21 protein-coding genes are annotated in these 23,637 nt (G+C 64.5%); 15 read left to right on the forward strand and 6 right to left on the reverse strand.

Annotated features, from left to right (window positions below):
• Positions 1–18 precede the first annotated feature (18 nt).
• Entirely contained in the window at positions 19–1,338 is a 1,320-nt protein-coding gene (locus tag CIT40_RS32655) for an ActS/PrrB/RegB family redox-sensitive histidine kinase (RefSeq protein WP_094894680.1), read from the forward strand.
• 103 nt (positions 1,339–1,441) lie between these two features.
• Positions 1,442–1,996 (forward strand): ActR/PrrA/RegA family redox response regulator transcription factor, encoded by a 555-nt coding sequence (locus CIT40_RS32660; protein ID WP_094894527.1) that lies wholly within the window; start codon positions 1,442–1,444, stop codon positions 1,994–1,996.
• Positions 1,997–2,258: 262 nt separating this feature from the next.
• Here CIT40_RS32660 and CIT40_RS32665 read toward each other — a convergent pair whose 3' ends face one another.
• Positions 2,259–2,750, reverse strand: a complete 492-nt coding sequence (locus tag CIT40_RS32665; protein ID WP_094894524.1) for an MmcB family DNA repair protein — start codon at positions 2,748–2,750, stop codon at positions 2,259–2,261.
• Between the two features lie 200 nt (positions 2,751–2,950).
• Between CIT40_RS32665 and CIT40_RS32670 the strand changes: the two genes are divergently transcribed.
• Positions 2,951–4,648 (forward strand): alpha-amylase family protein, encoded by a 1,698-nt coding sequence (locus CIT40_RS32670; protein WP_094894522.1) that lies wholly within the window; start codon positions 2,951–2,953, stop codon positions 4,646–4,648.
• Positions 4,649–4,786: 138 nt separating this feature from the next.
• Here the strand turns inward: CIT40_RS32670 and CIT40_RS32675 are convergent, their stop codons facing one another.
• On the reverse strand, positions 4,787–6,388 hold the full coding sequence (locus CIT40_RS32675) for an alpha-amylase family glycosyl hydrolase (RefSeq protein ID WP_094894519.1): 1,602 nt from the start codon (positions 6,386–6,388) through the stop codon (positions 4,787–4,789).
• A gap of 162 nt (positions 6,389–6,550) precedes the next feature.
• On the opposite strand from CIT40_RS32675, the gene CIT40_RS32680 reads away from it, so the two are divergent.
• Positions 6,551–7,231 (forward strand): MBL fold metallo-hydrolase, encoded by a 681-nt coding sequence (locus tag CIT40_RS32680; protein WP_094894516.1) that lies wholly within the window; start codon positions 6,551–6,553, stop codon positions 7,229–7,231.
• 3 nt (positions 7,232–7,234) lie between these two features.
• Here CIT40_RS32680 and CIT40_RS32685 read toward each other — a convergent pair whose 3' ends face one another.
• The gene (locus CIT40_RS32685) at positions 7,235–7,603 is read right to left on the reverse strand and encodes a winged helix-turn-helix transcriptional regulator (protein ID WP_094894514.1); all 369 of its coding nucleotides are present in this window, start codon (positions 7,601–7,603) and stop codon (positions 7,235–7,237) included.
• Positions 7,604–7,734: 131 nt separating this feature from the next.
• On the opposite strand from CIT40_RS32685, the gene CIT40_RS32690 reads away from it, so the two are divergent.
• On the forward strand, positions 7,735–8,037 hold the full coding sequence (locus tag CIT40_RS32690; RefSeq protein ID WP_244611885.1) for a hypothetical protein: 303 nt from the start codon (positions 7,735–7,737) through the stop codon (positions 8,035–8,037).
• 1 nt (position 8,038) lies between these two features.
• On the opposite strand, the gene CIT40_RS32695 is transcribed toward CIT40_RS32690, so the two are convergent.
• The gene (locus CIT40_RS32695; protein ID WP_094894678.1) at positions 8,039–9,232 is read right to left on the reverse strand and encodes an extracellular catalytic domain type 1 short-chain-length polyhydroxyalkanoate depolymerase; all 1,194 of its coding nucleotides are present in this window, start codon (positions 9,230–9,232) and stop codon (positions 8,039–8,041) included.
• A gap of 203 nt (positions 9,233–9,435) precedes the next feature.
• Positions 9,436–9,876 (reverse strand): hypothetical protein, encoded by a 441-nt coding sequence (locus tag CIT40_RS32700; protein ID WP_162307308.1) that lies wholly within the window; start codon positions 9,874–9,876, stop codon positions 9,436–9,438.
• Here CIT40_RS32700 and CIT40_RS32705 point away from each other — a divergent pair.
• On the forward strand, positions 9,778–11,013 hold the full coding sequence (locus tag CIT40_RS32705) for an LLM class flavin-dependent oxidoreductase (RefSeq protein ID WP_094894507.1): 1,236 nt from the start codon (positions 9,778–9,780) through the stop codon (positions 11,011–11,013). The genes CIT40_RS32700 and CIT40_RS32705 overlap by 99 nt on opposite strands.
• A gap of 141 nt (positions 11,014–11,154) precedes the next feature.
• Positions 11,155–12,528: a cytochrome P450 gene (locus tag CIT40_RS32710; RefSeq protein WP_162307788.1), complete on the forward strand. Its 1,374-nt coding sequence runs from the start codon at positions 11,155–11,157 to the stop codon at positions 12,526–12,528.
• Between the two features lie 258 nt (positions 12,529–12,786).
• Here CIT40_RS32710 and CIT40_RS32715 read toward each other — a convergent pair whose 3' ends face one another.
• Positions 12,787–13,626 carry an SDR family NAD(P)-dependent oxidoreductase gene (locus CIT40_RS32715; RefSeq protein ID WP_094894501.1) on the reverse strand — a complete coding sequence of 280 codons (840 nt, stop codon included), beginning with the start codon at positions 13,624–13,626 and terminating at the stop codon, positions 12,787–12,789.
• Between the two features lie 179 nt (positions 13,627–13,805).
• Between CIT40_RS32715 and CIT40_RS32720 the strand changes: the two genes are divergently transcribed.
• The 8 genes from CIT40_RS32720 (at position 13,806) to CIT40_RS32755 (ending at position 23,617) form a co-directional block, all read left to right on the forward strand.
• Complete coding sequence (locus CIT40_RS32720) at positions 13,806–14,771, forward strand: sensor histidine kinase (RefSeq protein WP_094894498.1); 966 nt, start codon at positions 13,806–13,808, stop codon at positions 14,769–14,771.
• Between the two features lie 209 nt (positions 14,772–14,980).
• A complete protein-coding gene (locus CIT40_RS32725; RefSeq protein ID WP_094894496.1) occupies positions 14,981–16,726 on the forward strand; it encodes a putative bifunctional diguanylate cyclase/phosphodiesterase in 1,746 nt (581 codons plus the stop codon).
• Positions 16,727–16,872: 146 nt separating this feature from the next.
• Positions 16,873–18,315 (forward strand): sigma-54 interaction domain-containing protein, encoded by a 1,443-nt coding sequence (locus tag CIT40_RS32730; RefSeq protein WP_094894493.1) that lies wholly within the window; start codon positions 16,873–16,875, stop codon positions 18,313–18,315.
• 344 nt (positions 18,316–18,659) lie between these two features.
• The gene (locus CIT40_RS32735) at positions 18,660–19,844 is read left to right on the forward strand and encodes a substrate-binding domain-containing protein (RefSeq protein ID WP_094894490.1); all 1,185 of its coding nucleotides are present in this window, start codon (positions 18,660–18,662) and stop codon (positions 19,842–19,844) included.
• A gap of 188 nt (positions 19,845–20,032) precedes the next feature.
• On the forward strand, positions 20,033–20,809 hold the full coding sequence (locus tag CIT40_RS32740; RefSeq protein ID WP_094894487.1) for an ABC transporter ATP-binding protein: 777 nt from the start codon (positions 20,033–20,035) through the stop codon (positions 20,807–20,809).
• On the forward strand, positions 20,806–21,528 hold the full coding sequence (locus tag CIT40_RS32745; RefSeq protein ID WP_094894485.1) for a branched-chain amino acid ABC transporter ATP-binding protein: 723 nt from the start codon (positions 20,806–20,808) through the stop codon (positions 21,526–21,528). The genes CIT40_RS32740 and CIT40_RS32745 overlap by 4 nt, the downstream gene beginning before the upstream one ends.
• Positions 21,525–22,535, forward strand: coding sequence for a branched-chain amino acid ABC transporter permease (locus tag CIT40_RS32750; RefSeq protein WP_094894483.1), 1,011 nt, complete (start codon positions 21,525–21,527; stop codon positions 22,533–22,535). Before CIT40_RS32745 ends, CIT40_RS32750 begins: the two co-directional genes overlap by 4 nt.
• A complete protein-coding gene (locus tag CIT40_RS32755; RefSeq protein ID WP_193550895.1) occupies positions 22,532–23,617 on the forward strand; it encodes a branched-chain amino acid ABC transporter permease in 1,086 nt (361 codons plus the stop codon). Before CIT40_RS32750 ends, CIT40_RS32755 begins: the two co-directional genes overlap by 4 nt.
• The last annotated feature ends 20 nt before the right edge of the window (positions 23,618–23,637 follow it).

Genomic DNA, 23,637 nt, shown 5'->3' on the forward strand with positions numbered 1-23,637 from the left:
ACCGCCACATTGGCCGATATGACTGAAATTGCTGCTTCCGACTTCCGCCCTGCGCAGCGGCATATCCGCCTGGACACGATCCTGCGGCTGCGCTGGCTGGCGGTGCTGGGCCAGCTCGCCGCGATCTTCATCGTGGCGCAGGGGTTGGAATTCAACGTCGAGATCGTCCCTTGCGTCAGCATCATCGCCTTGTCGGCGGCACTCAATCTGGCGCTGCAGACCGCGGCCAACCCGATGCAGCGGCTGGAGCCGATGCAGGCGGCCGGACTGCTGGCGCTGAACATCGTGGAACTGGCCGGTCTGCTGTACTTTACCGGCGGGCTGCAGAACCCGTTCTCGTTCCTGTTCCTCGCGCCCGTCCTGATCTCGGCCACGGCGCTGCCGGCCCGCGTCACCTTCGGCCTCGGCCTGCTCGCCGTTGCCTGCGCCTCGGTCCTGTTCTTCTTCCATTTGCCGCTGCCCTGGGATTCCGACGATCCCCTGGTGCTGCCGCCGATCTATCTGGTCGGCGTCTGGCTCTCGATCGTGCTCGCGATCGGCGTCACCAGCCTCTACTCGTTCCAGGTAACGGAAGAGTCGCGCAAGCTCGCGGACGCGCTGGCCGCAACCGAGCTGGTGCTGACGCGCGAGCAGCATCTGACCCAGCTCGACGGCCTTGCCGCTGCAGCCGCGCACGAGCTCGGCACGCCGCTGGCAACGATCTTCCTGATCTCGCGCGAGCTGGAAAAGACGGTCAAGGACGCCAGCTTTGCCGCCGACCTGAAGACGCTGCGCGAGCAGACCCAGCGCTGCCGCGACATCTTGAGCAAGATCACCCAGCTCTCCACCGACGCGCCGTTCGACCGCATGAAGCTGTCGGAGCTGATCGAGGAAGTGGTGGCCCCGCACCGCGATTTCGGCGTCGAGATCAAGGTGCGGATCGCGGTCGCCGCCGTGTCCGAGCCGGTCGGCTCGCGCAACCCGGCGATCCTCTACGGCGTCGGCAACATCGTCGAGAACGCGGTCGATTTCGCCCGTACCACCGTCGAGGTGGACGCGTGGTGGAATAAGGACACGATCGAGCTTCTGATCTCCGACGACGGCCCCGGCATTCCGCCCGACATCCTGAACCGGATCGGCGAGCCCTATCTGTCGCGGCGGCGAAATACGGATGAGGGCGGCAGCGAGCGACGCGGCCTCGGATTGGGCGTGTTCATCGCGCGCACCCTGCTTGAACGCACCGGCGCCAAGGTCTCGTTTACCAACCGGATCTTTCCGGAACACGGCGCCATGGTCCAGATCACTTGGCCGCGACAGCGTTTTGAGGCTATCGAGAGCCTCGAAGAAACAATAGGATAGGCCGCGACCTTGCGTCGCACGACGGGGCCGATCGACTATCGGTGGCCTTGGCACCGCCCGATTGCGAGGCCATATGTAGACGCGTTGGAGAGAGGACAAAACCTTGAACGCCATCGCCGAACTGAACGAACAGACCGACCGCTCGCTGCTCATCGTGGAGGACGACAAGCCGTTCCTGGAGCGGTTGTCACGCGCCATGGAAACACGCGGCTTCGCGGTGACGTCGTGCGACACCGTCTCGGACGGACTTGCGCAGATCGGCAAGGCGGCACCCGCATTCGCCGTGGTCGACCTGCGGCTCGGCGACGGCAACGGCCTCGACGTGGTCTCGGCGCTGAAGAAGAAGCGCCCCGATGCGCGCGCAATCGTGCTGACCGGCTATGGCAACATCGCCACCGCCGTCACCGCGGTGAAGATGGGCGCGATCGACTATCTGTCGAAGCCAGCGGATGCCGACGACGTCGTCGCGGCGCTGCTGTCGACCAGCGCCGACAAGTCCGAACTGCCGACCAACCCGATGTCCGCCGACCGCGTCCGTTGGGAGCACATCCAGCGCATCTACGAGATGTGCAACCGCAACGTCTCGGAAACGGCACGCCGGCTGAACATGCATCGGCGGACGTTGCAGCGGATTCTCGCCAAGCGCGCGCCAAGGTGACGGTGTCATAGTGCCGTAGGGTGGGCAAAGGCGCCAAGCGCCGGGCCCACCATTTTTCTCCGTATTCAAGAAAGACGTGGGCACGCTTCGCTTTGCCCACCCTACAGCGCCGCTGCCGCAGCCCGTGCCCCGGACGCTGCGCAGCACGAAGTGATGCGCTGCAGAGCCGGGGCCCATCCCTCAGCTTGAACCAAGGCCCTCTGGGTCCCGGCTCTGCGCAGCAGCGTTTCACGCTGCGGCGCGTCCGGGACACGAGACCATCCTACTCCCAGAAATCCGCATGCCCTTGCGGGTCGACCAGCCGGTTGATCCGTAAGGCCGCGGCCATTCCAAACCGTACCGTCATCTGCTTGCGCGTGGCGGCAGCGAGCTTGTGCTCGGGCGCTTCGCAATGCAGGTGCGCGCCATAGGCGTCGGCGACGATCAGGCCGGTGCCTTCCGGAAAGATCTCGCACGGCAGGTCCTGCGTGAAAGCGAAAAACAGCCGATCGCAATGGGCACGGTATTCGTGCCATTTCTGGTCGGCACGCAGATCCTCGACCGACGATTTGATCTCGACGATCCAGATCTCGCCGCGCTCGTTCAGCGCCACCAGATCGGCGCGCCGGCCCGACGGCAGCGGCAATTCGCTGATGCAGCTAAAGCCGAGCGAGCGCAGCAGCCGCGCGGTGCCGCGCGCGATGGCCAGCGCCGTCTCGGACTGGCGGCGATCGGGCGGGGGCACGAGGGCGATGTTGCGGGCGATGTTGTCCATGGGGGGGAGGATAGCCGATTCCGTCAGGGGCGGACACTGTTCGATGGAAGCGAGCTGTTGCCACATTCTCGGTGTCGTCCCCGCCTCCTGCGCAATCCCGCGCGGGGGCGAGGAGACATCGAAAACGCGGAACCTCCCCTTCCCCAGGCACTTATCACGCAGCCGCCGCACCTCGGCGGAACCACCGAGGCTGCCCCGGCATGATCGACGATCTCTGGTACAAGAACGGCGTGATCTATTGCCTCTCCGTCGGCACCTATATGGATGCCAACGGCGACGGGGTCGGCGACTTCAAGGGCCTGCTGCGCCGGCTCGACTATCTGCACGGGCTCGGCATCACCACGATCTGGCTGATGCCGTTCCAGACTTCGCCCGGCCGCGACGACGGCTACGACATCGCCGATTATTACAGCGTCGATCCCCGCTACGGCACGCTCGGCGACTTCGTCGAATTCGCCCATGGCTGCAAGCAGCGCGGCATCCGCATCATCATCGATCTCGTCGTCAACCACACCTCGGACCAGCACCATTGGTTCAAGGAGGCGCGGCGCGACAAGAATTCGCCCTATCGCGACTGGTACGTGTGGTCGGACAAGAAGCCTGCCAATGCCAACACGGGCATGGTGTTTCCCGGCGTGCAGAAAACGACATGGACGCGCGACAAGGAGGCCGGCGCGTATTATTTCCATCGCTTTTACGATTTCCAGCCCGATCTCAACACGTCGAACCCGCATGTCCAGGCCGAGATCCTGAAAATCATGGGCTTCTGGATCCAGCTCGGCGTCTCCGGCTTCCGGATGGACGCCGTGCCCTTCGTGATTGCCACCAAGGGCGCCAAGGTGAAGAAGCCGGTCGAACAGTACGACATGCTGCGCTCATTCCGCGAATTCCTGCAATGGCGGCAGGGCGACGCCATCATCCTGGCCGAAGCCAATGTGCTGCCGAAAACAGACATGGAGTATTTCGGCCGCGATGGCGACCGCATGCACATGATGTTCAACTTCCACGTCAATCAGCACCTGTTCTATGCGCTGGCCTCGGCCGATTCGCGTCCTCTGGCGAAGGCGCTGAAAGCGACCAAGCCGCGGCCGGCCGCGGCGCAATGGGGCCTGTTCCTGCGCAATCACGACGAGCTCGATCTGGGACGGTTGACCAAGGCGCAGCGCGACCTCGTCTTCAAACGCTTCGGCCCCGACAAGGACATGCAGCTCTACGACCGCGGCATCCGGCGCCGCTTCGCCCCGATGGTCGGCGGCGACCGCAGGCGGCTCGAGCTCGCCTATAGCCTGATGTGCACGCTGCCGGGAACGCCCGTGATCCGCTATGGCGACGAGATCGCGATGGGCGACGATCTCTCATTGCCGGAACGCAATTGCGCGCGCACGCCGATGCAATGGTCGACAGAGCCGCATGGCGGCTTCACCAAGAGCGACAAGCCGGCCTGCCCCGTGATCGACACGGGGCCGTACGGCTATCCGCACGTCAACGTCGCCAAGCAGCGGCGCGATCCCAACTCGATGCTGAACTGGACCGAGCGCATCATTCGCATGCGCAAGGAGGTGCCTGAAATCGGCTGGGGCGATTTCGCGATCATTGCGACACGCGATCCCGCCGTGTTCATCATGCGTTACGACTGGCGCAACAATTCGGTGCTGTTCGTGCATAATCTCGACGAGACGCCGCGCGAGATCGCGTTCTCGGTGGGGCTGCCGGGCGAGGCCGGCGCGCATCTGATCAATCTGCTCGCGGAGGACCACAGCCACGCCGACAAGCGCGGCCAGCACCGAATCGTGCTGGAGCCATATGGCTATCGCTGGTATCGCGTCGGCGGGCTGGATTATCTGCTGAAGCGAAGCGACATCGACGGGAGTACCGCCGGCAACAAGCATCCGGGGTGACGCCACTGGGTTTTCTCCGCCGCTTCCACGATCGTCATTGCGAGCGTAGCGTAGCGTAGCAATCCAGACTGCCCCCGCGGAAAGATTCTGGATTGCTTCGCTACGCTCGCAATGACGAGGAGAGAGTGTCGACGACGGCTAGGCGGGTGGCGCGACGATCACGCCTTCGTTGCCGCGCAAATCGAGCACGCCTTCGATCCGCTCGCCCTCGCGATCCAGGAACGTCGAGAGCAATATGCTGCTGCCGAAGCGGATCGCGCTCGTCGTCACCGCGATCGGATCGGGGCCGAGATTGAGCGCCACGATCACCGCTCGGCCCTCGGCTTCGCGGCGATAGATCAGGAGATCGCCTTGCGCGGTGATCGGATGATAATCGCCTGCGACCAGCGGCGGATAGTTCTGCCGCAAGCCAATCAGTCGCTTGTAGAGATTGAGGATTGAGCGCGAATCGGCTTCAAGATTGACGACATTGTCGCGCACGTGGTGCTCCGGCAGCGGCAGCCACGGCCGCGCCGCCGAGAAGCCGGCGAATTCGGTCGCATCCCATTGCATCGGGGTGCGGCAGCCGTCGCGGCCGACACCGATGCCCGGCACGTTCTTCTCGAAGGGATCGCGAACATCCTCCGGCGCGATGGCCACCTGATGCATGCCGATCTCGTCACCGTAATAGAGCGTCGGGGTGCCGCGTAGCGTCAGCAGCAGCATGGCGGCAACTCGCGCCTGCTCGGGGCCGACGCGGCTCGCCACGCGCGGACGGTCGTGATTGCCGAGCACCCAGTTCGGCCAGGCGCCGCGCGGCAGCGCCTTTTCGTAATCCTCGATGATCCCCTCGATCGATCGCGCACTCCAGAAGGTCGAAAGCAGCGCGAAGTTGAACGGCATCTGCGCGCCGGTGAGGTCGTTGCCGTAATAGGCCATCAGACGGTGCAGCGGCAGATAGACTTCGCCGATCAGCACGCGGGCTCCGAATTCGTCGGTGACGCGCCGCATCTCGGCGATCACATCGTGCACCTCCGGCTGGTCAGTGGAGTATTGCGTCAGGATTCTTTCGTTCGGCGGCCGGCCCTCGACGTAATTCGGGTTGGGCGGGTTGTCGCGGAATTCGGAATCCTTGATCAGGTGCCAGATCACGTCGACGCGAAAGCCGTCGACGCCCTTGCCGAGCCAGAACCGCATCACGTCGTAGATTGCGGCACGGACGTCGGGATTACGCCAGTTCAGGTCCGGCTGCTGGGCGAGGAAGGCGTGGTAATAATATTGCCCCGTAGCCTCGTCGAAAGCCCACGCGCTGCCGCCGAACTCGGACAGCCAATTGTTCGGAACCCCGCCGTCTTGTGCCGGGTCCCGCCAGACATACCAGTCCCGCCTGGGATTGTCGCGCGAGGCGCGGCTCTCGACGAACCAGGGATGCCGGTCGGAGGTGTGGTTCGGCACGAGGTCGAGGATCAGCTTCAGGCCGTTGTCGTGGGCGGCCGCGATCAACGCATCGAAATCGGCCATCGTGCCGAACAGCGGCTCGATGCCGGTATAGTCGGAGATGTCGTAGCCGAAATCTTCCATCGGCGAGGGAAAGATCGGCGACGGCCAGATCGCATCGACGCCGAGCGATTTGACGTAAGGCAACCGCTGCAAGATGCCGGCGAGATCGCCGATGCCGTCACCATCGGAATCCTGAAAGGAGCGCGGGTAGATCTGATAGAAGATGCCGTCGCGCCACCAGTTCTCGTTGCTTTGAGTCATGCGAAAGGACCACCCGGAATCTGCGTCTTGCGCGGGAGAACGCGACAACACGGCCCCGGTTCAAATTGGAAGGCCAATTGGACGGCCGTGTGACGGCTGTTCCCAGCCTGGCGGCCCGAATCTTTTGCTTGGCGACTTGGCAAAAATCGGCATTGTGGCGCCATGACCGAGCAAAACGACACCCAGGACTCTTCGCAAGCCAAGGCGGGCGCAATCATCGTCCCCGTGACGCTGTTCGAGCAGAACTGCACCATCATCTGGGACGAACCCAGCAAGAAGGCGGTGGTGATCGATCCCGGCGGCGACGTGCCGAAGATCCTGGACGCGATCAAGCAGACCGGCGTCACCGTGGAGAAGATCTGGCTGACCCACGGTCATATCGACCATGTCGGGGGCGCGGCCGATTTGCGCGATGCGCTGAAGGTGCCGATCGAGGGCCCGCATGAAGCAGACAAGTTCCTGCTCGACAATGTGGTCGAGAGCGGCGCGCGCTTCGGCATGACAGGCGTGCGCAATTTCGCGCCGGACCGCTGGCTTGCCGAGGGCGACACCGTGTCGATCGGCGATCTCGCGTTCGACATCTTCCACTGCCCCGGCCACTCGCCGGGCAGCGTGGTGTTCTTCAACAAGCAGCTGCGCTTTGCCCATGTCGGCGACGTCCTGTTCGCCGGCTCGGTCGGACGGACCGATTTGCCCGGCGGCAGTCACGCCACGCTGATCAACTCGATTCTCACCAAGCTGCTGCCGCTCGGCGACGATGTCGGCTTCATCTGCGGCCATGGCGCCGGCTCCAGCATTGGCCAGGAACGGATGACCAATCCGTTCATCACCGGCGAGATGTGAGCGTTATTCTGCGGCATCCACAAACGCCGCCGCTTCCGTGAGGTGACGATCGCCCCAATCGCGGATCGCGGCCACCACGGGCACGAAGCTCTTGCCCTTGCGGGTCAGGCGATACTCGACCTTCGGCGGCACTTCGCCGAAATCCTTGCGGTCGATCAGGCCGGTTGCGGTCAGCGCCTTCAGTTCACGGCTGAGCACGCGCGGAGTGATCTCGGCGCTGCCTTCCGTACCGCGCAGAAGACCGCTGCGGATCTCGCCATAGCGGCGCGGGCCGTCCTTGAGATCCCAGACGATGCGGAGCTTGTACTTGCCGCTGATCATCTTCTGAAACGCCGCGACCGGACAGGTGCGCGCCGGGTTCGCCTTCGCCATGTCGTCTCCTCCACGTGCGGGGCGAAGATAGAAGCGGCGTCGAAAAAGTCCATACTATCAATTTTGTCCGTACTTGCAGGATCGTTTGCAAGCCGCAGATGATGACGCACACGACGAACAAGGAGCGTCACATGAAGCACTTCATGATCAAATACGAATTCAGGAACGGCACCACGGACGCCTGGCACCAGGAGATCGGCCGCTTCGTCAAGGCGATCGACGGCGATCCGGAGCTGACGGGCCGGATCGCTTATCGTGTCTTGAAGAACCGCGACGACGGCAGCTATTTCCATCTCGCCAGCGTCGCCGACGAGGCCGCGCAAAAGGCACTGCAATCGCGCGACTTCTTCAGGGCTTATCAGGAGATGACGCGGAAAATCGCCGGCGGCGAGGTGACGGTGACGCCGATCGAGTGGATCGGCCAGACCGCCTGAACTACTTCATCAATCCCGCGGCGGTCAGTGCGCGCGTGATGATCTGGCCGAGATCGAAGCCGCGAGCCTCCTCGCGCGTCGGCTCGGCCGGCTGCTCGGCGACCGCTGCGCGGATCGAGCGGGCCAAATGCGGCGCCGGCGTCAGCGCCGGCTGCGCTGCAGGCTTGCTTGCAGGCGTGCTTGCAGGCTTGGCCTCCGCCTTTGCAGCATCGGCAATCCAGCCGGTGAGGCCGAAGAACTTTGCGATGTGATAGGACGACGAAATGCCGGCCTCGATCAGGAATGCGCCCTCCACGCCGTAGCGCTGGTCGTTGTCGGCAAGGCCAAGCGGCGTGCCGTGCGCCATGTCGGTGATGGCGTAGGATTCGACCAGCGTCTCGCCATCCCTGCCCCACCAGGCCTGGCGCGGATAACCGTCGACATTGGTCTCCGCCATCGGCGCTTCCGGCAGGTCGTGCAGATCGAGCCACTGCTTGACGATCTCGTTGGCATTGCCCGGATTGACGGTGCGGTCGGCGCTGCCGTGCCATACCGAAACCTTCGGCCAGGGGCCGCGATGATCCGAGGCGCTGCGCACGAGATCGCCGAGTTCGCGCGCGGGACGCGTCGGCGAATGAAACATGCCGTCGAGCGCCTGGCGCAAATTCGAGGCGATGCCGTAGGGCAGCCCGGCGATGACCGCGCCGGCCGCGAAGACTTCCGGATAGGTCGCGAGCATCACCGACGTCATGCCGCCGCCGGCGGACAGGCCGGTGATGAAGATACGCCTGGGATCGATGCGATGGGCGTCCGCCATATGCGCGATCATCTCGCGGATCGACTGCGCCTCGCCGCCGTCCCGCGCGGTGTCTTCCGGATTGAACCAGTTGAAGCAGGTGTTGCCGTTGTTGCTCCGCTGCTGCTCGGGCATCAGCAGCGCGAAGCCATAGTGCTTCGCGAGCGTCGACCAGCCGGCGCCGAGATCGTAGCCCGCTGCCGTCTGCCCGCAGCCATGCAGCACGACGACCAGCGCGCGCGGCTTCTGCAACTGCGCGGGCACGAACGCGAACATGCGCAAGGCGCCCGGGTTGTCGCCAAAGCCGGTGACCTCCTGCAATGGACTGGACCCATCCGGGCTGCGGCCGAACTCCGCAAAGCGCAGACCGTCCAGCCTCGGGAGACGTCTCAACAGATCGACATTTTTGGCTAACGACACGGCAACTTCCTGATGGGCGACGTACAACGTCCAGCCAAACCAGATAGTTGCTGCAATGCAAAATAAAAAGACCGTGCGCTGTCAATCGAGTGAAAACCGCGGGAAACCCCCGGGAATCCGCACGTATTAACCGCAATGCCTCAACTTCATGCAGATGCACGACACCTCCCACGACAGAAATGCGGCGGAGAAGATGATTAATGTCACAAACAGTACGAGCGAGCGGAAATCGTGCGCGCGCAGATTGCAACGCTTCGACTGCTGAGAACACCGCGCCGATTGCGGCCACTCCGGCCGCATTTCCGATCTGCTCCGTCGTGCCATGCCTGACTGCCGAAGATGATCACGATGAACGCGAGCAGGAGCTCGCGATGGCGCGATACCACGACGAAGGCAAGCGCGAGCGGGATGAAGTTTGCGGGGAGAGCGAGAAGGCGCGCATGCCTGCATTCCGCTGCGCGGGACACCGCGCGATTGCGTTCGCGCCCTTGGGCACGTAGCCTCACCGCCTCAACAAACAGAAAATCAAAGCCGGAGAGAACGCCATGGCGCGCCTGAAGTTCGGAGCCTTCCTTGCCCCGCATCACCCGATCGGGGAGCATCCGATGCTCCAGTTCCGGCGCGATCTCGACCTGGTTGAGCAACTCGACGCGCTCGGCTATGACGAATTCTGGTGCGGCGAGCACCATTCATCCGGCTGGGAGATGATCGCCTCGCCCGAGATGTTCCTGGCTGCGGCCGGCGAGCGCACCAAGCGGATCAAGCTCGGCACCGGCGTGGTGTCGCTGCCCTATCATCATCCCTACAACGTCGCCCAGCGCATGGTGCAGCTCGACCACATGACCGGCGGCCGCGCCATCTTCGGCTCCGGCCCGGGCGCGCTCGCCTCCGACGCGCACACGCTCGGCATCGATCCGATGACGCAGCGCGACCGCCAGGACGAGGCGATCGGCGTCATCCGCCGGCTCTTCAACGGCGAGCGCGTCACGGCCAAGAGCGACTGGTTCACCATGAACGACGCCGCGCTGCAGATCCTGCCGCTGCAGGAAGAGATGCCGTTCGTGGTCGCTTCGCAAATCTCGCCCTCCGGCATGACGCTCGCCGGCAAATACGGCTGCGGCATCATCTCGCTGGGCTCGATGACGACGCAGGGCCTGATGTCACTGCAGCAGCAATGGCAGTTCGCCGAGGACGCCGCGAAGAAGCACGGCACGAAGGTCGACCGCGCCAACTGGCGCGTGCTGCTGACCTTCCACATCGCCGAGACCCGCGAGCAGGCGCGCAAGGAAGCCGGCGCCGGGCTGATGCGCTGGCACAACGAATATAATGTCGGCACGCTGCAGCGGCCGGGGCTGACCGCGTTCTCCTCGCCCGACGAGGCCGTGGACAAGACCGCCTTCGTCGAAGGCGCTGCGTCCACCATCGGCACGCCCGACGATCTCGTCAAAACCATCAAGAACGTGATGCAGGTCTCCGGCGGCGTCGGTGCCATCATCGGCTTCGTGCACGACTGGGCCAATCCGGAAGCCACGCGCCGCAGCTGGGACATGGTGGCGCGCTACGTCGTGCCCGAGATCAACGGCTATATCGACGGACTGCGCCGGTCGCAGAAATTCGTCATCGAGAACCGCGCCATCTTCGAGCGCGCCGGCCAGGCGGTGATGGCCAAGATCATGGAGAACGAGAAGGCCGCCGAGGCGCTCAAGGTGACCGGCCCCGGCCGCGTCGCCATTCCCGCCGTCAACGCGCCGGATCTGCAGAAGGAAGCGGCGAAGCGGTAGGCATCATCGAGGTTGCGCCTGTCACCACTATCATGAGGACGTGATACCGGCCTGTGCTATGCTGATCCCATCAGCCTGGCGCAGCCGTATTAATGCCGCGGTCGGGCGATTTCTGTCGGTCAGCCAACCGGAGCAATCGTCATGTCGATGCAGAATGTCGCCCCTGCGCTTCCGTTCACCGCCCCAAGGCGCAACGAGCTGACGCACATCCCCGGCGACGAAGGATGGCCGATCATCGGCAAGACCTTTCAGGTGTTGGCCGATCCCAAAGGCCATATCGAGGCGAACGGCGCCAAATACGGCCTGGTCTACCGCACCCATGTGTTCGGCGAGACAAATGTCGTGCTGCTCGGGCCCGAGGCCAACGAACTCGTGATGTTCGATCAGCAAAAGCTGTTCTCCTCGACCCACGGCTGGAACAAGGTGCTCGGCCTGTTGTTTCCGCGCGGATTGATGCTGCTCGATTTCGACGAGCACCGGCTGCACCGCAAGGCGCTGTCGGTCGCGTTCAAGTCGGGGCCGATGAAATCCTACCTGGCCGATCTCGACCGCGGCATCGCCGCGCGGGTCGCGCAGTGGAAGGCCAAGCCCGGCGAGATGCAGCTTTATCCGGAAATGAAGCAGCTCACGCTGGATCTCGCGGCGGCGTCCTTCCTCGGCGCCGATATCGGGCCGGAAGTCGACGAGATCAACCGCGCCTTCGTCGACATGATCGCTGCCGCTGTCGCGCCGATCCGCCGTCCCCTGCCCGGCACCCAGATGGCAGCCGGCGTCCGGGGGCGCAAACGCATCGTCGCCTATTTCCGCGAGCAGATCCCGCTGCGACGCGGCAATCACGGCGGCGATGATTTGTTCTCGCAGCTCTGCCGCGCCACCCACGAGGACGGCGCGCTGCTGTCCGAGCAGGACATCATCGACCACATGAGCTTCCTGATGATGGCGGCGCACGACACGCTGACCTCGTCGCTGACGTCGTTCGTCGGCGAACTCGCCGCCAATCCGGACTGGCAGGACAGGCTGCGCGCGGAAGTTCTCGCACTCGGGCTCGCGGCCGATGCGCCGAGCAGCTTCGACGATCTCGAAAAGATGCCGCTGTCCGAAATGGCGTTCAAGGAGGCGCTGCGGATCAAGCCGCCGGTGCCCTCGATGCCGCGCCGGGCGATGCGCGATTTCAACTTCAAGGGCTACACGATTCCCGCCGGCACCGCGGTCGGCGTCAATCCGCTCTATACGCATCACATGAAGGACATCTGGCCGGAGCCGGATCGCTTCGATCCCATGCGCTTCACTGAAGAAGCCCAGCGCAACCGCCACCGCTTCGCCTGGGTCCCGTTCGGCGGCGGCGCGCATATGTGCCTCGGCCTGCACTTCGCCTACATGCAGGCGAAATGTTTTGCGCGGCACTTCCTGCAGAACATCGAGGTGTCGCTGGAAGAGGGCTACAAGCCGGACTGGCAGATGTGGCCGATCCCGAAGCCCCGCGACGGGCTGAGGGTGAGAGTGAAGGCGGTGTGAGCTTCGCCTCTCGTGTCCCGGACGCGCGAAGCGCGAGCCGGGACAGAGAATCTTGCGGCACGTCGCGCGCGAAAGAGATGGGCCCCGGCTCTGCAGCGCACCGCTGAAGAAGCGCTGCGCTGCGTCCGGGGCACGAGACCTCCCACGATCGCTGGTAGGGTGGGCAAAGGCGCAAAGCGCCGTGCCCACCATCTTTCACGTCGCGACAATTCGTGGGCACGCTTTGCTTTGCCCGCCCTACGGCACCGCGCCTCGCCGCTACGCCCCTTGGTCGAACGCCTTGCGCAGGGCGACATAGCCCTGCTGCTGCTGGGTCCAGTTGCGGCCGCCGGTCATGGCGCCGTCGACGACGAGATCGTGGCCGTTGATGAAGCTGGATTCGTCGCTGGCCAGGAACACCGCGGCCTGGGCGATGTCCTCGGGGAGGCCGGCGCGCGGGATCGGCTGCGCGCTCTTGTAGACCTCGCGCATCACCGCCGGGGTCTTCTCCGCAGCATCGGTCGAGAGCCCGAGCGCCTTGCCGAAAATGCCGGTCGCGATCGCGCCGGGCGAGATTGCGTTGACGCGCACATTGGACTCGCCGAGCTCCATCGCCACGCATTTGGTGAGGTGGATCACCGCCGCCTTGGCCGCGCTATAGACCATCGAGGACGAGAAGCCGGCGAGGCGTCCGGCGATGCTGCCGTTGTTGATGATGCTGCCCGACCCCTGCTTCTTCATGGCGGGCGCGGCGTGCTTCATGCCGAGCATGACGCTCCGCACCAGCGTCGCCATCGCCGCGTCGAAGCGCTCGACCTCGAGACCCTCGATGCCGCCGGTCTGCGCCGGGCCGCCGGCATTGTTGAACAGGCAGTCGATCCGGCCGAACTTGTCCACGGCGAGCGCGATCAGCGCCTGCATCTGCGCTTCGACCGTCACGTCGGTCTGGCGGAAGATGCAGTTGGCGCCGAGCTGCTTCGCCAGGGCTTCGCCCTCCGGTAGACGCCGTCCCGCGATCACAATTTTGGCACCTTCGGCAACGAAGACTTCCGCGGTGCGCAACCCGATCCCGCTCGTGGCGCCCGTGATCACCGCAACCTTGCCGTCCAGCCTGCCCATGGAATGTTCCTGTTTTCGAACGATTTGATGCCAAACGGCGAACATCAGCCGCTGCCTTCGCCGCAGATGCCACTATCCCTGCCTGTCTTCGGCAAGGCAAGCTATGCTTGTGCGGGCGGGATGCGTAACATCTTCACAGGCCGTTCGATTTTCGAACGCATATCGCAACTGGGCTGCGCATGGGGAAGCTGATCGACGAATTCCGCAGGGGTTGGCAGGGTGCGGCGCCGCCATCGCTCGGTCTGAGCATTGCGTTTGCGGTGGTCTGCCTGCTGGTTGCGACGCTGACGCGCTGGGCGCTGGCGCATATGCGGCCCGACGTCTACTTCACCCCCTATTTTCCGGCCGTGTTCTTTGCCGCCGCGTTCGGAGGCTTCCGGATCGGGATCGTGACCGCACTGGTCGGCGGCATGCTCGGCGTCGTCCTGAATTTCGGCGATGCCTTTGCCGATCGCGCGCGGTTTGCCCTGCTGGCACTCTATTGGACGGTCTGTGCGCTCACCATCTGGGGCGTCGAGCACTATCGCACCATGCTGGCGGAGCAGCGCCGGATCTCCAAGCGCCTGATCGAGGAAGAGGAATATCGCAAGCTGCTGGTCGACGAGCTCCAGCACCGGCTGAAGAACAAGCTGTCCACGGCCCATGCCGTGCTGCATCAGGTGCTGCATGACGAGCCGCTGGTCTGGGCCCGGGTCGATCCGCGGCTGCGCTCGCTTGCCGCGACCGACGATCTGATCTCGCGGATCGACAAGGCCGGCTGTGACATTCGCGATCTCCTGATCTCGGAGCTCGGCCCCTACGGCCATGTCCGCTTCACCCTGAACGGCGATCGGCTGTTCCTGCCGCCGAAGCTCGCGGTCACGCTGTCATTGATGTTTCACGAACTGGCCACCAATGCGGGCAAGTACGGCGCGTTCTCCTCACCTCGCGGTCTGTTGCAGGTGTCATGGACGGTGAGCGACGACCGCCTGACCATCACCTGGGACGAGACCGAGGGGCCGAGCGTGGACAAGGTGTCGGAGCCCGGCTTCGGCACCAAGCTGCTGAAATCGGCACTGTCGGCCTTTGATGGCAGGACCGATACCTCCTACTTGAAGACCGGGCTGCATTGCATCATGCAATGTCGAATCCCGCGAAGCGAATAGCATCGCGCAAAACGAAAGCCGACCCGCGCGCCCGCCCGCAGTTTCGCAGGCGCTGTTGACGTCCTGTTAATGACGATAGTCGGCGCGCGTCGCATCGTCGCAAGTTTCCCCCAAAACAACCCCGTATTTCTCCGGAGCCCTTAACCAAACTTAAGAGGGAACCGCGCAAGATCGCGCCCATTGCAAAGGCGCGCTGAACAGCAAGATTCATGACTTCTACGAACGACAACCAATATTCCGGCGCGAGTGAAGCCGAGCTCGGTTTTCTCAAGGAAATCGTTAGAATGCTGCCGGCCGGCCTGACCGTGCAGGATGCGGATGGCGAGCTTCTGCTGGTTAACGATGCCGCCGCCGCACAGCTCGGCATGGACGGCAGCCGTCCGTCGCCGGATCTGGCGCCGCGCCGCGAAGCCTGCCGCCAGGCGCTGAGCGCCGGCCAGGCTGTCGTCACCGAGGAGGCGCTTCACGGCGGCGCCGCGCGCCAGGTGCTGCTCACGACCCATCGTCCCGTTCGCCTCGCCGGCCGCGAACTGCTGATCTCGGCATCCTCCGACATCACCGAGCAGAAGAATTTCGAGGACCAGCTGTTCCGTTCGGCCTATTTCGACGAACTGACCGGATTGCCCTCGCGCCGCGTGATCGAACATCACGCCAGCAAGCTGCTCGCGGCCGATCGTGGCGGCGAGCGCTTCGCGCTGGCCTTCCTCGACGTCGACAATTTCAAGCACATCAACGACTATTACGGCCACGCCGTCGGCGATGCGCTGCTCGTCGAGCTGTCGAAGCGGCTTGGACGCGACTTGCGCGATTCCGACATGCTGTCGCGCATCTCCGGCGACGAATTCCTGCTGCTGCTGTCGCCGATCCAGAGCCAGGAGGAGGTCGCCGAATTCATGCAATCGACGCTGGAGCGGCTGACGGCGCCGTTCTTCATCGACAATTCGGAAGTCTTCGCCTCCACCTCCGTCGGCATCAGCCTCTATCCCGATCATGGCCGCAGCTTCGAGACGTTGCGCCAGAACGCCGACATTGCGATGTACCGCATCAAGAATGACGGCAAGGGGTCGGCGACGTTCTTCGACTCCAGCATGGAGCGCGAGGCGCTGGCGCGGATGAAGATCGAGCAGTCGCTGCGGCAAGCCATCCTTGAGAAGCGCTTCTGCTGCGCCTTTCAGTCCAAGGTCGACATCCGCACCCAGGCCGTGAAGGGCATCGAGGCCCTGGTGCGTCTGCGCGACGACGAAGGCGTGATCCAGGCGCCCGGCTCGTTCATCAATCTCGCCGGTGAGCTCGGGCTGATCGACGAGTTGACTCATCTCGTGCTCGCCGAGATCGTCAAATCGATCGACCTGATCAACGAGACCTTTGGCGCGGAAGCCACCATCAGCATCAACGTCGCCGCCAAGCAGGCCGGCAATCCCGAATTCATGCGCAGCTTCGCGCGGGCGCTGGAGGAGACCGGCTTTCCGCAGCGCTTCATGATCGAGGTGACGGAAGACGCCTTCGTCGCCAAGAATCACTTCCAGGCCGAGATCCTGCCGATGTTCCGCAGGCTCGGCGTCGGCATCTCGATCGACGATTTCGGCACCGGCTATTCCTCGCTCTCGGCGCTGGCCGACATCACCGCCGACGAGATCAAGATCGACCGTTCCTTCATCACCGATATCCATAAGCGCCCCCGCAGCCAGGGCATCCTGCGCGCGATCGAATCCCTGAGCGAGGCGCTCGGCATGACCGTGATCGCCGAAGGCCTCGAAACCTACGAGGAGCTCGCTTATCTCCAGGCCGCGACCAAGATCCGCTACGCCCAGGGCTATTATTTCTCCCGCCCGATCTTCCTCGAGGAGCTGAAGCTCGCGACACCGGCCTCGAGCGAGTCGCGCGCCAGCGTGGCGAACCGGCCGGCCCAGCAGAACCGCCAGGGCTATTCGCGCGCGAGCGGGTATCGAAGGTAGGACCCGCGCTTCTCTCATCTCGGTGTCGTCGCCCGGCTTGACCGGGGCATCCAGGGCGGGGTGTCCCGCATCCATCCCACCATTTCTCCCCTTTGAAATTGCTGCCCTTTTGCTAATACACGGACAGACCTCCCCCGAGATATGTCATGTCCGCCCCTTCCGCCTCGATCAGCGATCCCGCCTATCTCCGTGCGCGCGCGATGGAGACGCTGTTCGAGCGGCTGGAACAGCTCTGCGAGGGCGCGATCGCGATCGACCGCGACGGGCGCGTCGTCTACGTCAACGAAAAATATCTCGCGGCACTCGGCCTCACGCGCATCAGCGAGGCGATGGGCCGGCCGATCGAGGAGGTCATCCCCAACAGCCTGATGCGGAAGGTGGCCGAGACCGGCGAGCCGATCCTGCTCGACATCATGGAACTCGGCGGCGAGCAGCTCGTCGTCACGCGCATGCCGATCGAGGACGAGAACGGGATGGTGATCGGCGCGATCGGCTTCGTGCTCTACGACCACATCGAAAGCCTGAAGCCGCTGCTCGCCCGCGTCGCCCAGCTCGAGAGCGATCTGCGGCTGGCGCGACGACAATTGTCCAACGCCCGCGCCGCGCGTTTCACTTTCGCGGATTTTGTCGGCACCACCGCGGGAATCGCGCAGGCGAAGGAATTCGCCAAGCGCGCGGCACGGCAAAGCGTGACCGTTCTGCTGACCGGCGAGACCGGCACCGGCAAGGAATTACTGGCGCAGGCGATCCACAATGCATCGCCGCGCGCCGAAAAGCCGTTCGTCAGCGTCAATGTCGCGGCGATCCCGGAGACGCTGATCGAGTCCGAATTCTTCGGCACCGCGCCTGGGGCCTATACCGGCGCCGACCGCAGGGGACGCGAGGGCAAGTTCCGCATCGCCGACGGCGGCACCCTGTTCCTCGACGAGATCGGCGAGATGCCGCTGCAATTGCAGGCCAAGTTGCTGCGCGTGCTGCAGGAGCGCGAGATCGAACCGCTCGGCTCGGACAAGATCAGCAAGGTGGATGTGCGCGTCATCGCCGCGACCAACGTCGATTTGCGCAAGCGCGTCAGTGACGGAGCCTTCCGCGCCGATCTCTATTACCGGCTCAACGTGCTCTCGATCGACTTGCCGCCACTTCGCCAATGCCTCGACGATCTGCCTGACATCTGCGCGCGGCTGATCGAAGACATCTGCGCCTCCGGCGACTTCGTCAACGCCAGGATCACCCCGAGCGGCCTCTCGGCCCTCGCCCATTACGATTGGCCCGGCAATGTCCGCGAGCTTCGCAACATTCTCGAACGCGCGCTGATCCTGAGCGATTCCGGGCGGCTGACCAGCGACGATTTCGTTCACATCCTGCCGATGAACGGGGCCGCCGTTTCAACGTCAGAGGCCCGAATGACCGGATCTGTGGTGCCTTACGCCGAGGCGGAGGCCGAGTTCGAGAAGCAGACGCTCGAACATGCGCTCGCCGCGAGCAACGGCCAGATCACGGAAGCAGCCAGGATGCTTCAGATCTCGCGCGCAACCTTCTACAAGAAACTCGCCAAGTTCGGACTGGCTTCGGGTGCCCCGCCTGTCTGAATTTCGAGACTGACGTGTCTGAAGTCTCGGATTCCGGACACCTCGGCGCCGGCCCTTGCTCGCAGCGTCTTCAGCGTTTGTGCCGCATTTTCAGCCATTCCCACTCCGGGCTCCGCCTCTGGCGCAAGGCTTGCTCTGGGCCCGTCAGAGGAAACGCATGGGCCGATGCAGGACGCTGCATGGCGCCGCTTCGCCAGAACGCGCGACGTTAGCCGCGCGGCGCACACGTCAAGAGACTGTCACATGCCCCTCGTGCAAGCACCGCCGGAAAGGCGGAATTGCAATGTGTGCACACTTGTGCAAATCGCTTTGACCAAGGCAGTTCATTCAAGGAGGAACCCATCGTGCGTCGATCGCTCATTCTCACAGCAGCCATTCTCGGCCTGGCCGCGAGTCCCTCCGCGCAAGCCGACGATCTCAAGATCGCGCTGATCTACGGCAAGACCGGTCCGCTCGAGGCCTACGCCAAGCAGACCGAGACCGGCCTGAAGATGGGCTTCGAATACGCCACCAAGGGCACCATGACCCTCGATGGCCGCAAGATCGTCATCATCACCAAGGACGACCAGGGCAAGCCGGACCTCGCCAAGGCCGCGCTCGCCGAAGCCTATCAGGACGACAAGGCCGACATCGCGATCGGCACGACCTCGTCGGCCGCGGCGCTCGCCATTCTCCCCGTCGCCGAAGAGAACAAGAAGATCCTGATCGTCGAGCCCGCCGTCGCGGACCAGATTACCGGAGAGAAGTGGAATCGCTACATCTTCCGCACCGGGCGCAACTCCTCGCAGGACGCGATCTCCAATGCGGTCGCGATCGGCAAGCAGGGCGTCACCGTCGCAACGCTGGCGCAGGACTATGCGTTCGGCCGCGATGGCGTCGCCGCCTTCAAGGAGGCACTGGCCAAGACCGGCGCGACGCTCGCCGCCGAAGAATATGCCCCGACCTCGACCACCGACTTCACCGCGGTCGGCCAGCGCCTGTTCGACGCGCTGAAGGACAAGCCGGGCCGCAAGGTCATCTGGGTGATCTGGGCCGGCGCCGGCAATCCGCTGGCCAAGCTCCAGGACATGGACCCGAAGCGCTACGGCATCGAGCTCTCCACCGGCGGCAACATCCTGCCGGCGCTCGCCGCCTATAAGGGCCTGCCCGGCATGGAAGGCGCGACCTACTATTTCTACGAGATCCCGAAGAACCCGGTGAACGACTGGCTGGTCGCCGAGCACCAGAAGCGCTTCAACGCGCCGCCGGACTTCTTCACCGCTGGTGGTTTTGCCGCCGCGATGTCCGTCGTCGCCGCCGTCACCAAGGCGAAGTCGACCGACAGCGAGAAGCTGATCACCGCGATGGAAGGCCTGGAGTTCGACACGCCGAAGGGCAAGATGGTGTTCCGGAAGGAAGACCATCAGGCGCTGCAGAGCATGTATCACTTCAAGGTCAAGGTCGACCCGAACGTCGCCTGGGCGGTCCTCGAGCCGGTGCGCGAGCTGAAGATCGAGGACATGGACGTTCCGATCAAGAACAAGCGCTGATCTTCTTGCTTCACCTCTCCCGCTCTTGTCCGCCGAAGCCTTGGCGAAGGCGGATGCGGGAGAGGGCTCTTTCCTCTTGGGGGTTTTCGCAAGTGGAGACACCCTCTCCCCCGCCCTCCCCCGCAAGTGGGGGAGGGAGCGCAACGTGACTCGCGGATATATCCCGTTTCACCATTTGTAGATTCTCAATGTCCCTCACCCTCGAGACCCGCGACCTCACCATCCGCTTCGGCGGCCATGTCGCGGTCAACAACGTCTCCTGCACGTTCCGTCCGGGCGAGCTCACCGCGATCGTCGGGCCGAACGGCGCCGGCAAGACCACCTATTTCAACCTGATCTCGGGACAGCTGCGCGCCTCGAACGGCAGCATCCTGTTCGACGGCACCGACATCACTCAGCACTCCGCGCCGCTGCGGACCCGCGCGGGCCTCGGACGCGCGTTCCAGCTGACCAACCTGTTTCCGAATCTCACCGTGGAAGAGAACGTCCGTCTCGCGGTGCAGGCGGCGAACGGCACCCATTACGACATGCTGCGGCCCTGGATGGTGCGCCGCGACCTGATCGCACGCGCCGACGCCATCCTCGACCAGGTCGCGCTCGGCAGCCGCCGCGGCGTCGCCGCGACCGCGCTGTCGCATGGCGACCAGCGCAAGCTCGAGGTCGCGCTGATGATCGCGCTGGAGCCGAAGGTCTTCATGTTCGACGAGCCGACTGCCGGCATGAGCATCGACGAGGTGCCTGTGGTGCTCAACCTGATCGCGCAGCTCAAGCAGGACAGGAGCAAGATCATCCTCCTCGTCGAGCACAAGATGGACGTGGTGCGCTCGCTTGCCGACCGCATCATCGTGCTGCATAACGGCCAGCTCGTCGCGGACGGACCGCCGGCCGAAGTGATCGCCTCGCCGATCGTGCAGGAGGCCTATCTCGGCGTTGCTCCCAAGACTGCTGGAGGGAGCGCAGCATGACCGATCTCCTGAAGCTCTCCGGCGTGCACACCCATATCGGCCGCTACCACATCCTCCAGGGCATCGACCTCGCGGTCCCGCAGGGGCAGACCACGATGCTGCTGGGGCGCAACGGCGCCGGCAAGACCACGACGCTGCGCACCATCATGGGCCTGTGGCAGGCGTCCAGCGGTGAGATCAGCCTCTCCGGCGACCGTATCGAGAGCCGTGCCACGCCCGATATCGCGCGGCTCGGCGTCGGCTACGTGCCGGAGAGCATGGCGGTGTTTTCCGATCTCACCGTGAAGGAGAACCTAGTGCTGGCGGCGCGCGACGGCCCGCTCGACGATAAGCAGCTGGAATGGATCTTCGGCTTCTTTCCCGCGCTGCGCCGGTTCTGGCTGTCGCGGGCGGGGAGCCTCTCGGGCGGGCAGAAGCAGATGCTCTCGATCGCGCGCGCCATCATCGAGCCGCGCAAGCTCTTGCTGATCGACGAGCCGACCAAGGGGCTGGCGCCGGCGATCGTGATGGCGCTGATCGAGTGCCTGAAGGAGATCAAGCGCAAGGGCGCGACCATCCTCCTGGTCGAGCAGAATTTCTTTGCCGCCCGCGAACTCGGCGACAACGTGCTCGTGATGGACAACGGCACCATCGTCCATCGCGGCGAGATGGCGGCGCTCGCCGCCGACGTGCCGCTGCAGGAGCGGCTGCTCGGCCTGAGCCTGGAGGCGCATCAGTGACTGACCTTGCCGCAACCGATCCGCTGCCGAAGCCGAAGCGCGACATCGCGCCGATCCTGCTGCCGGTCGCGCTCGCTTTGGTGACGATCCCGCTGATCGGCTCGCCCAGCACCTGGCTGACGCTGACCGCCGCGAGCCTTGCCATGGGCATGATGATCTTCATCATGGCCTCGGGCCTGACGCTGGTGTTCGGCCTGATGGACGTGCTCAATTTCGGCCACGGCGCCTTCATCGCCGTCGGCGCCTATGTCGCAACGCTGGTGCTGGCGCCGTTCGCAGCTTCCATCCAGGCGGATTCGCTCTGGATGAACCTGGCGGTTCTGGCGCCGGCGGCGCTGCTCTCGATGGCCGTGTCGGGCGCCCTCGGCCTCGTCGTCGAGCGCGTGCTGATCCTGCCGGTCTACGGCCAGCACCTGAAGCAGATCCTGATGACGACCGGCGGCCTGATCGTCGCCGAGCAGACCCTCTATGCGCTGTGGGGACCACAGATCATCCCGATGCCGCTGCCGGCCTCGCTGCGCGGATCCTTCATCCTCGGCGACGTCGCGATCGCCAAATACCGCGTGCTGGCGATGTTGATCGGGCTGGCCGTCTTCGTCGCGATCCAGCTCGTGCTCAACCGCACCAAGCTCGGGCTGCTGATCCGCGCCGGCGTCGAGAACCGCGAAATGGTCGAGGCACTCGGCTATCGCATCCGCCGGCTGTTCCTCGGCGTGTTCATGACGGGATCGGCGCTGGCCGGCCTCGGCGGCGTGATGTGGGCGCTCTATCGCGAGCAGGTTCATGCCTCCATGAGCGACGAGCTCACGGTGCTGATCTTCGTGGTCGTCATCATCGGCGGCCTCGGGTCGATCGGCGGCTGCTTCATCGGCGCGATCCTGGTCGCGATGGTCGCCAATTACGGCGGCTTCCTGGTGCCGAAACTCGCCCTCGTCTCCAACATCCTGCTGATGGTCGCCATTCTGATGTGGCGGCCGCGCGGCCTCTATGCGGTGACCAGCCGATGATGATCCTGTCAGGCGATCCGCCGCGTAGCCGGATCCTCACGCTCGTTCTCGTCGTCATCATCCTGGCGCTGGCGGCGACGCCGTTCCTGTTTCCGGGTGCCAAGGCACTGAACGTCGCGGCCAAGATCTGCGTCTTCGCAGCCCTGGTCGCCTCCTACGATTTGCTGCTCGGCTATACCGGTTCGGTGTCGTTCGCCCACACCATGTTCTACGGCATCGGCAGCTACGCGATCGCGATCTCGCTGTACGGCATGGGCCCGAATTGGGCCGCGGTCGCCACCGGCATCGTCATCGGCCTGCCGCTGGCAGCCCTGCTCGCGCTCGCCATCGGGCTGTTTTCACTGCGGGTCGCCGCGATCTTCTTTGCCATGATCACGCTGGCGGTCGCCTCCGCCTTCCAGGTGCTGGCGTCGCAGCTGTCCTGGCTGACCGGTGGCGAGGACGGGCGCAGCTTCCAGCTGCCGGAGCTGCTGCGTCCCGGCACGGTGCTGATCTCCAAGAGCCTGTTCGGCTTCGAGATCAACGGCCGCATCCTGACCTTCTATCTGGTGTTTGCCGTCTCGGCCCTGATGATCCTCGCCTTGCTGCGGGTGGTGAACTCACCGTTCGGGCGGGTGCTGCAGGCGATCCGCGAGAACCGCTTTCGGGCCGAGGCGCTCGGCTTCCGCACGGTGTTCCACCTGACCTATGCCAACTGCATCGCCGCGCTGGTCGCTGCCAGCGCCGGCATCCTGAATGCGCTGTGGCTGCGCTATGCCGGTCCCGATACCTCGCTCAGCTTCTCGATCATGCTCGACATCCTTCTGATGGTCGTGATCGGCGGCATGGGCACGATCTACGGCGCGATCATCGGCGCCACCATCTTCATCCTCGCCCAGAACTATTTGCAGTCGCTGATGGGCCTCGCCTCCACGGCGGCGTCGGAGGCCGGCCTGCCGCTGCTGCCGGGGTTGTTGCATCCCGACCGCTGGCTGCTGTGGCTCGGCCTGTTGTTCATCGCCAGCGTCTATTTCTTCCCGACCGGCGTGGTCGGACGGCTGCGCAATCCCGCCGGCGACAAGAGCGCCGGCAATTCGCATTAGGCCGCGATTAATGATGCAGT

This window comes from Bradyrhizobium amphicarpaeae (genome assembly GCF_002266435.3).
Taxonomy (GTDB): domain Bacteria; phylum Pseudomonadota; class Alphaproteobacteria; order Rhizobiales; family Xanthobacteraceae; genus Bradyrhizobium; species Bradyrhizobium amphicarpaeae.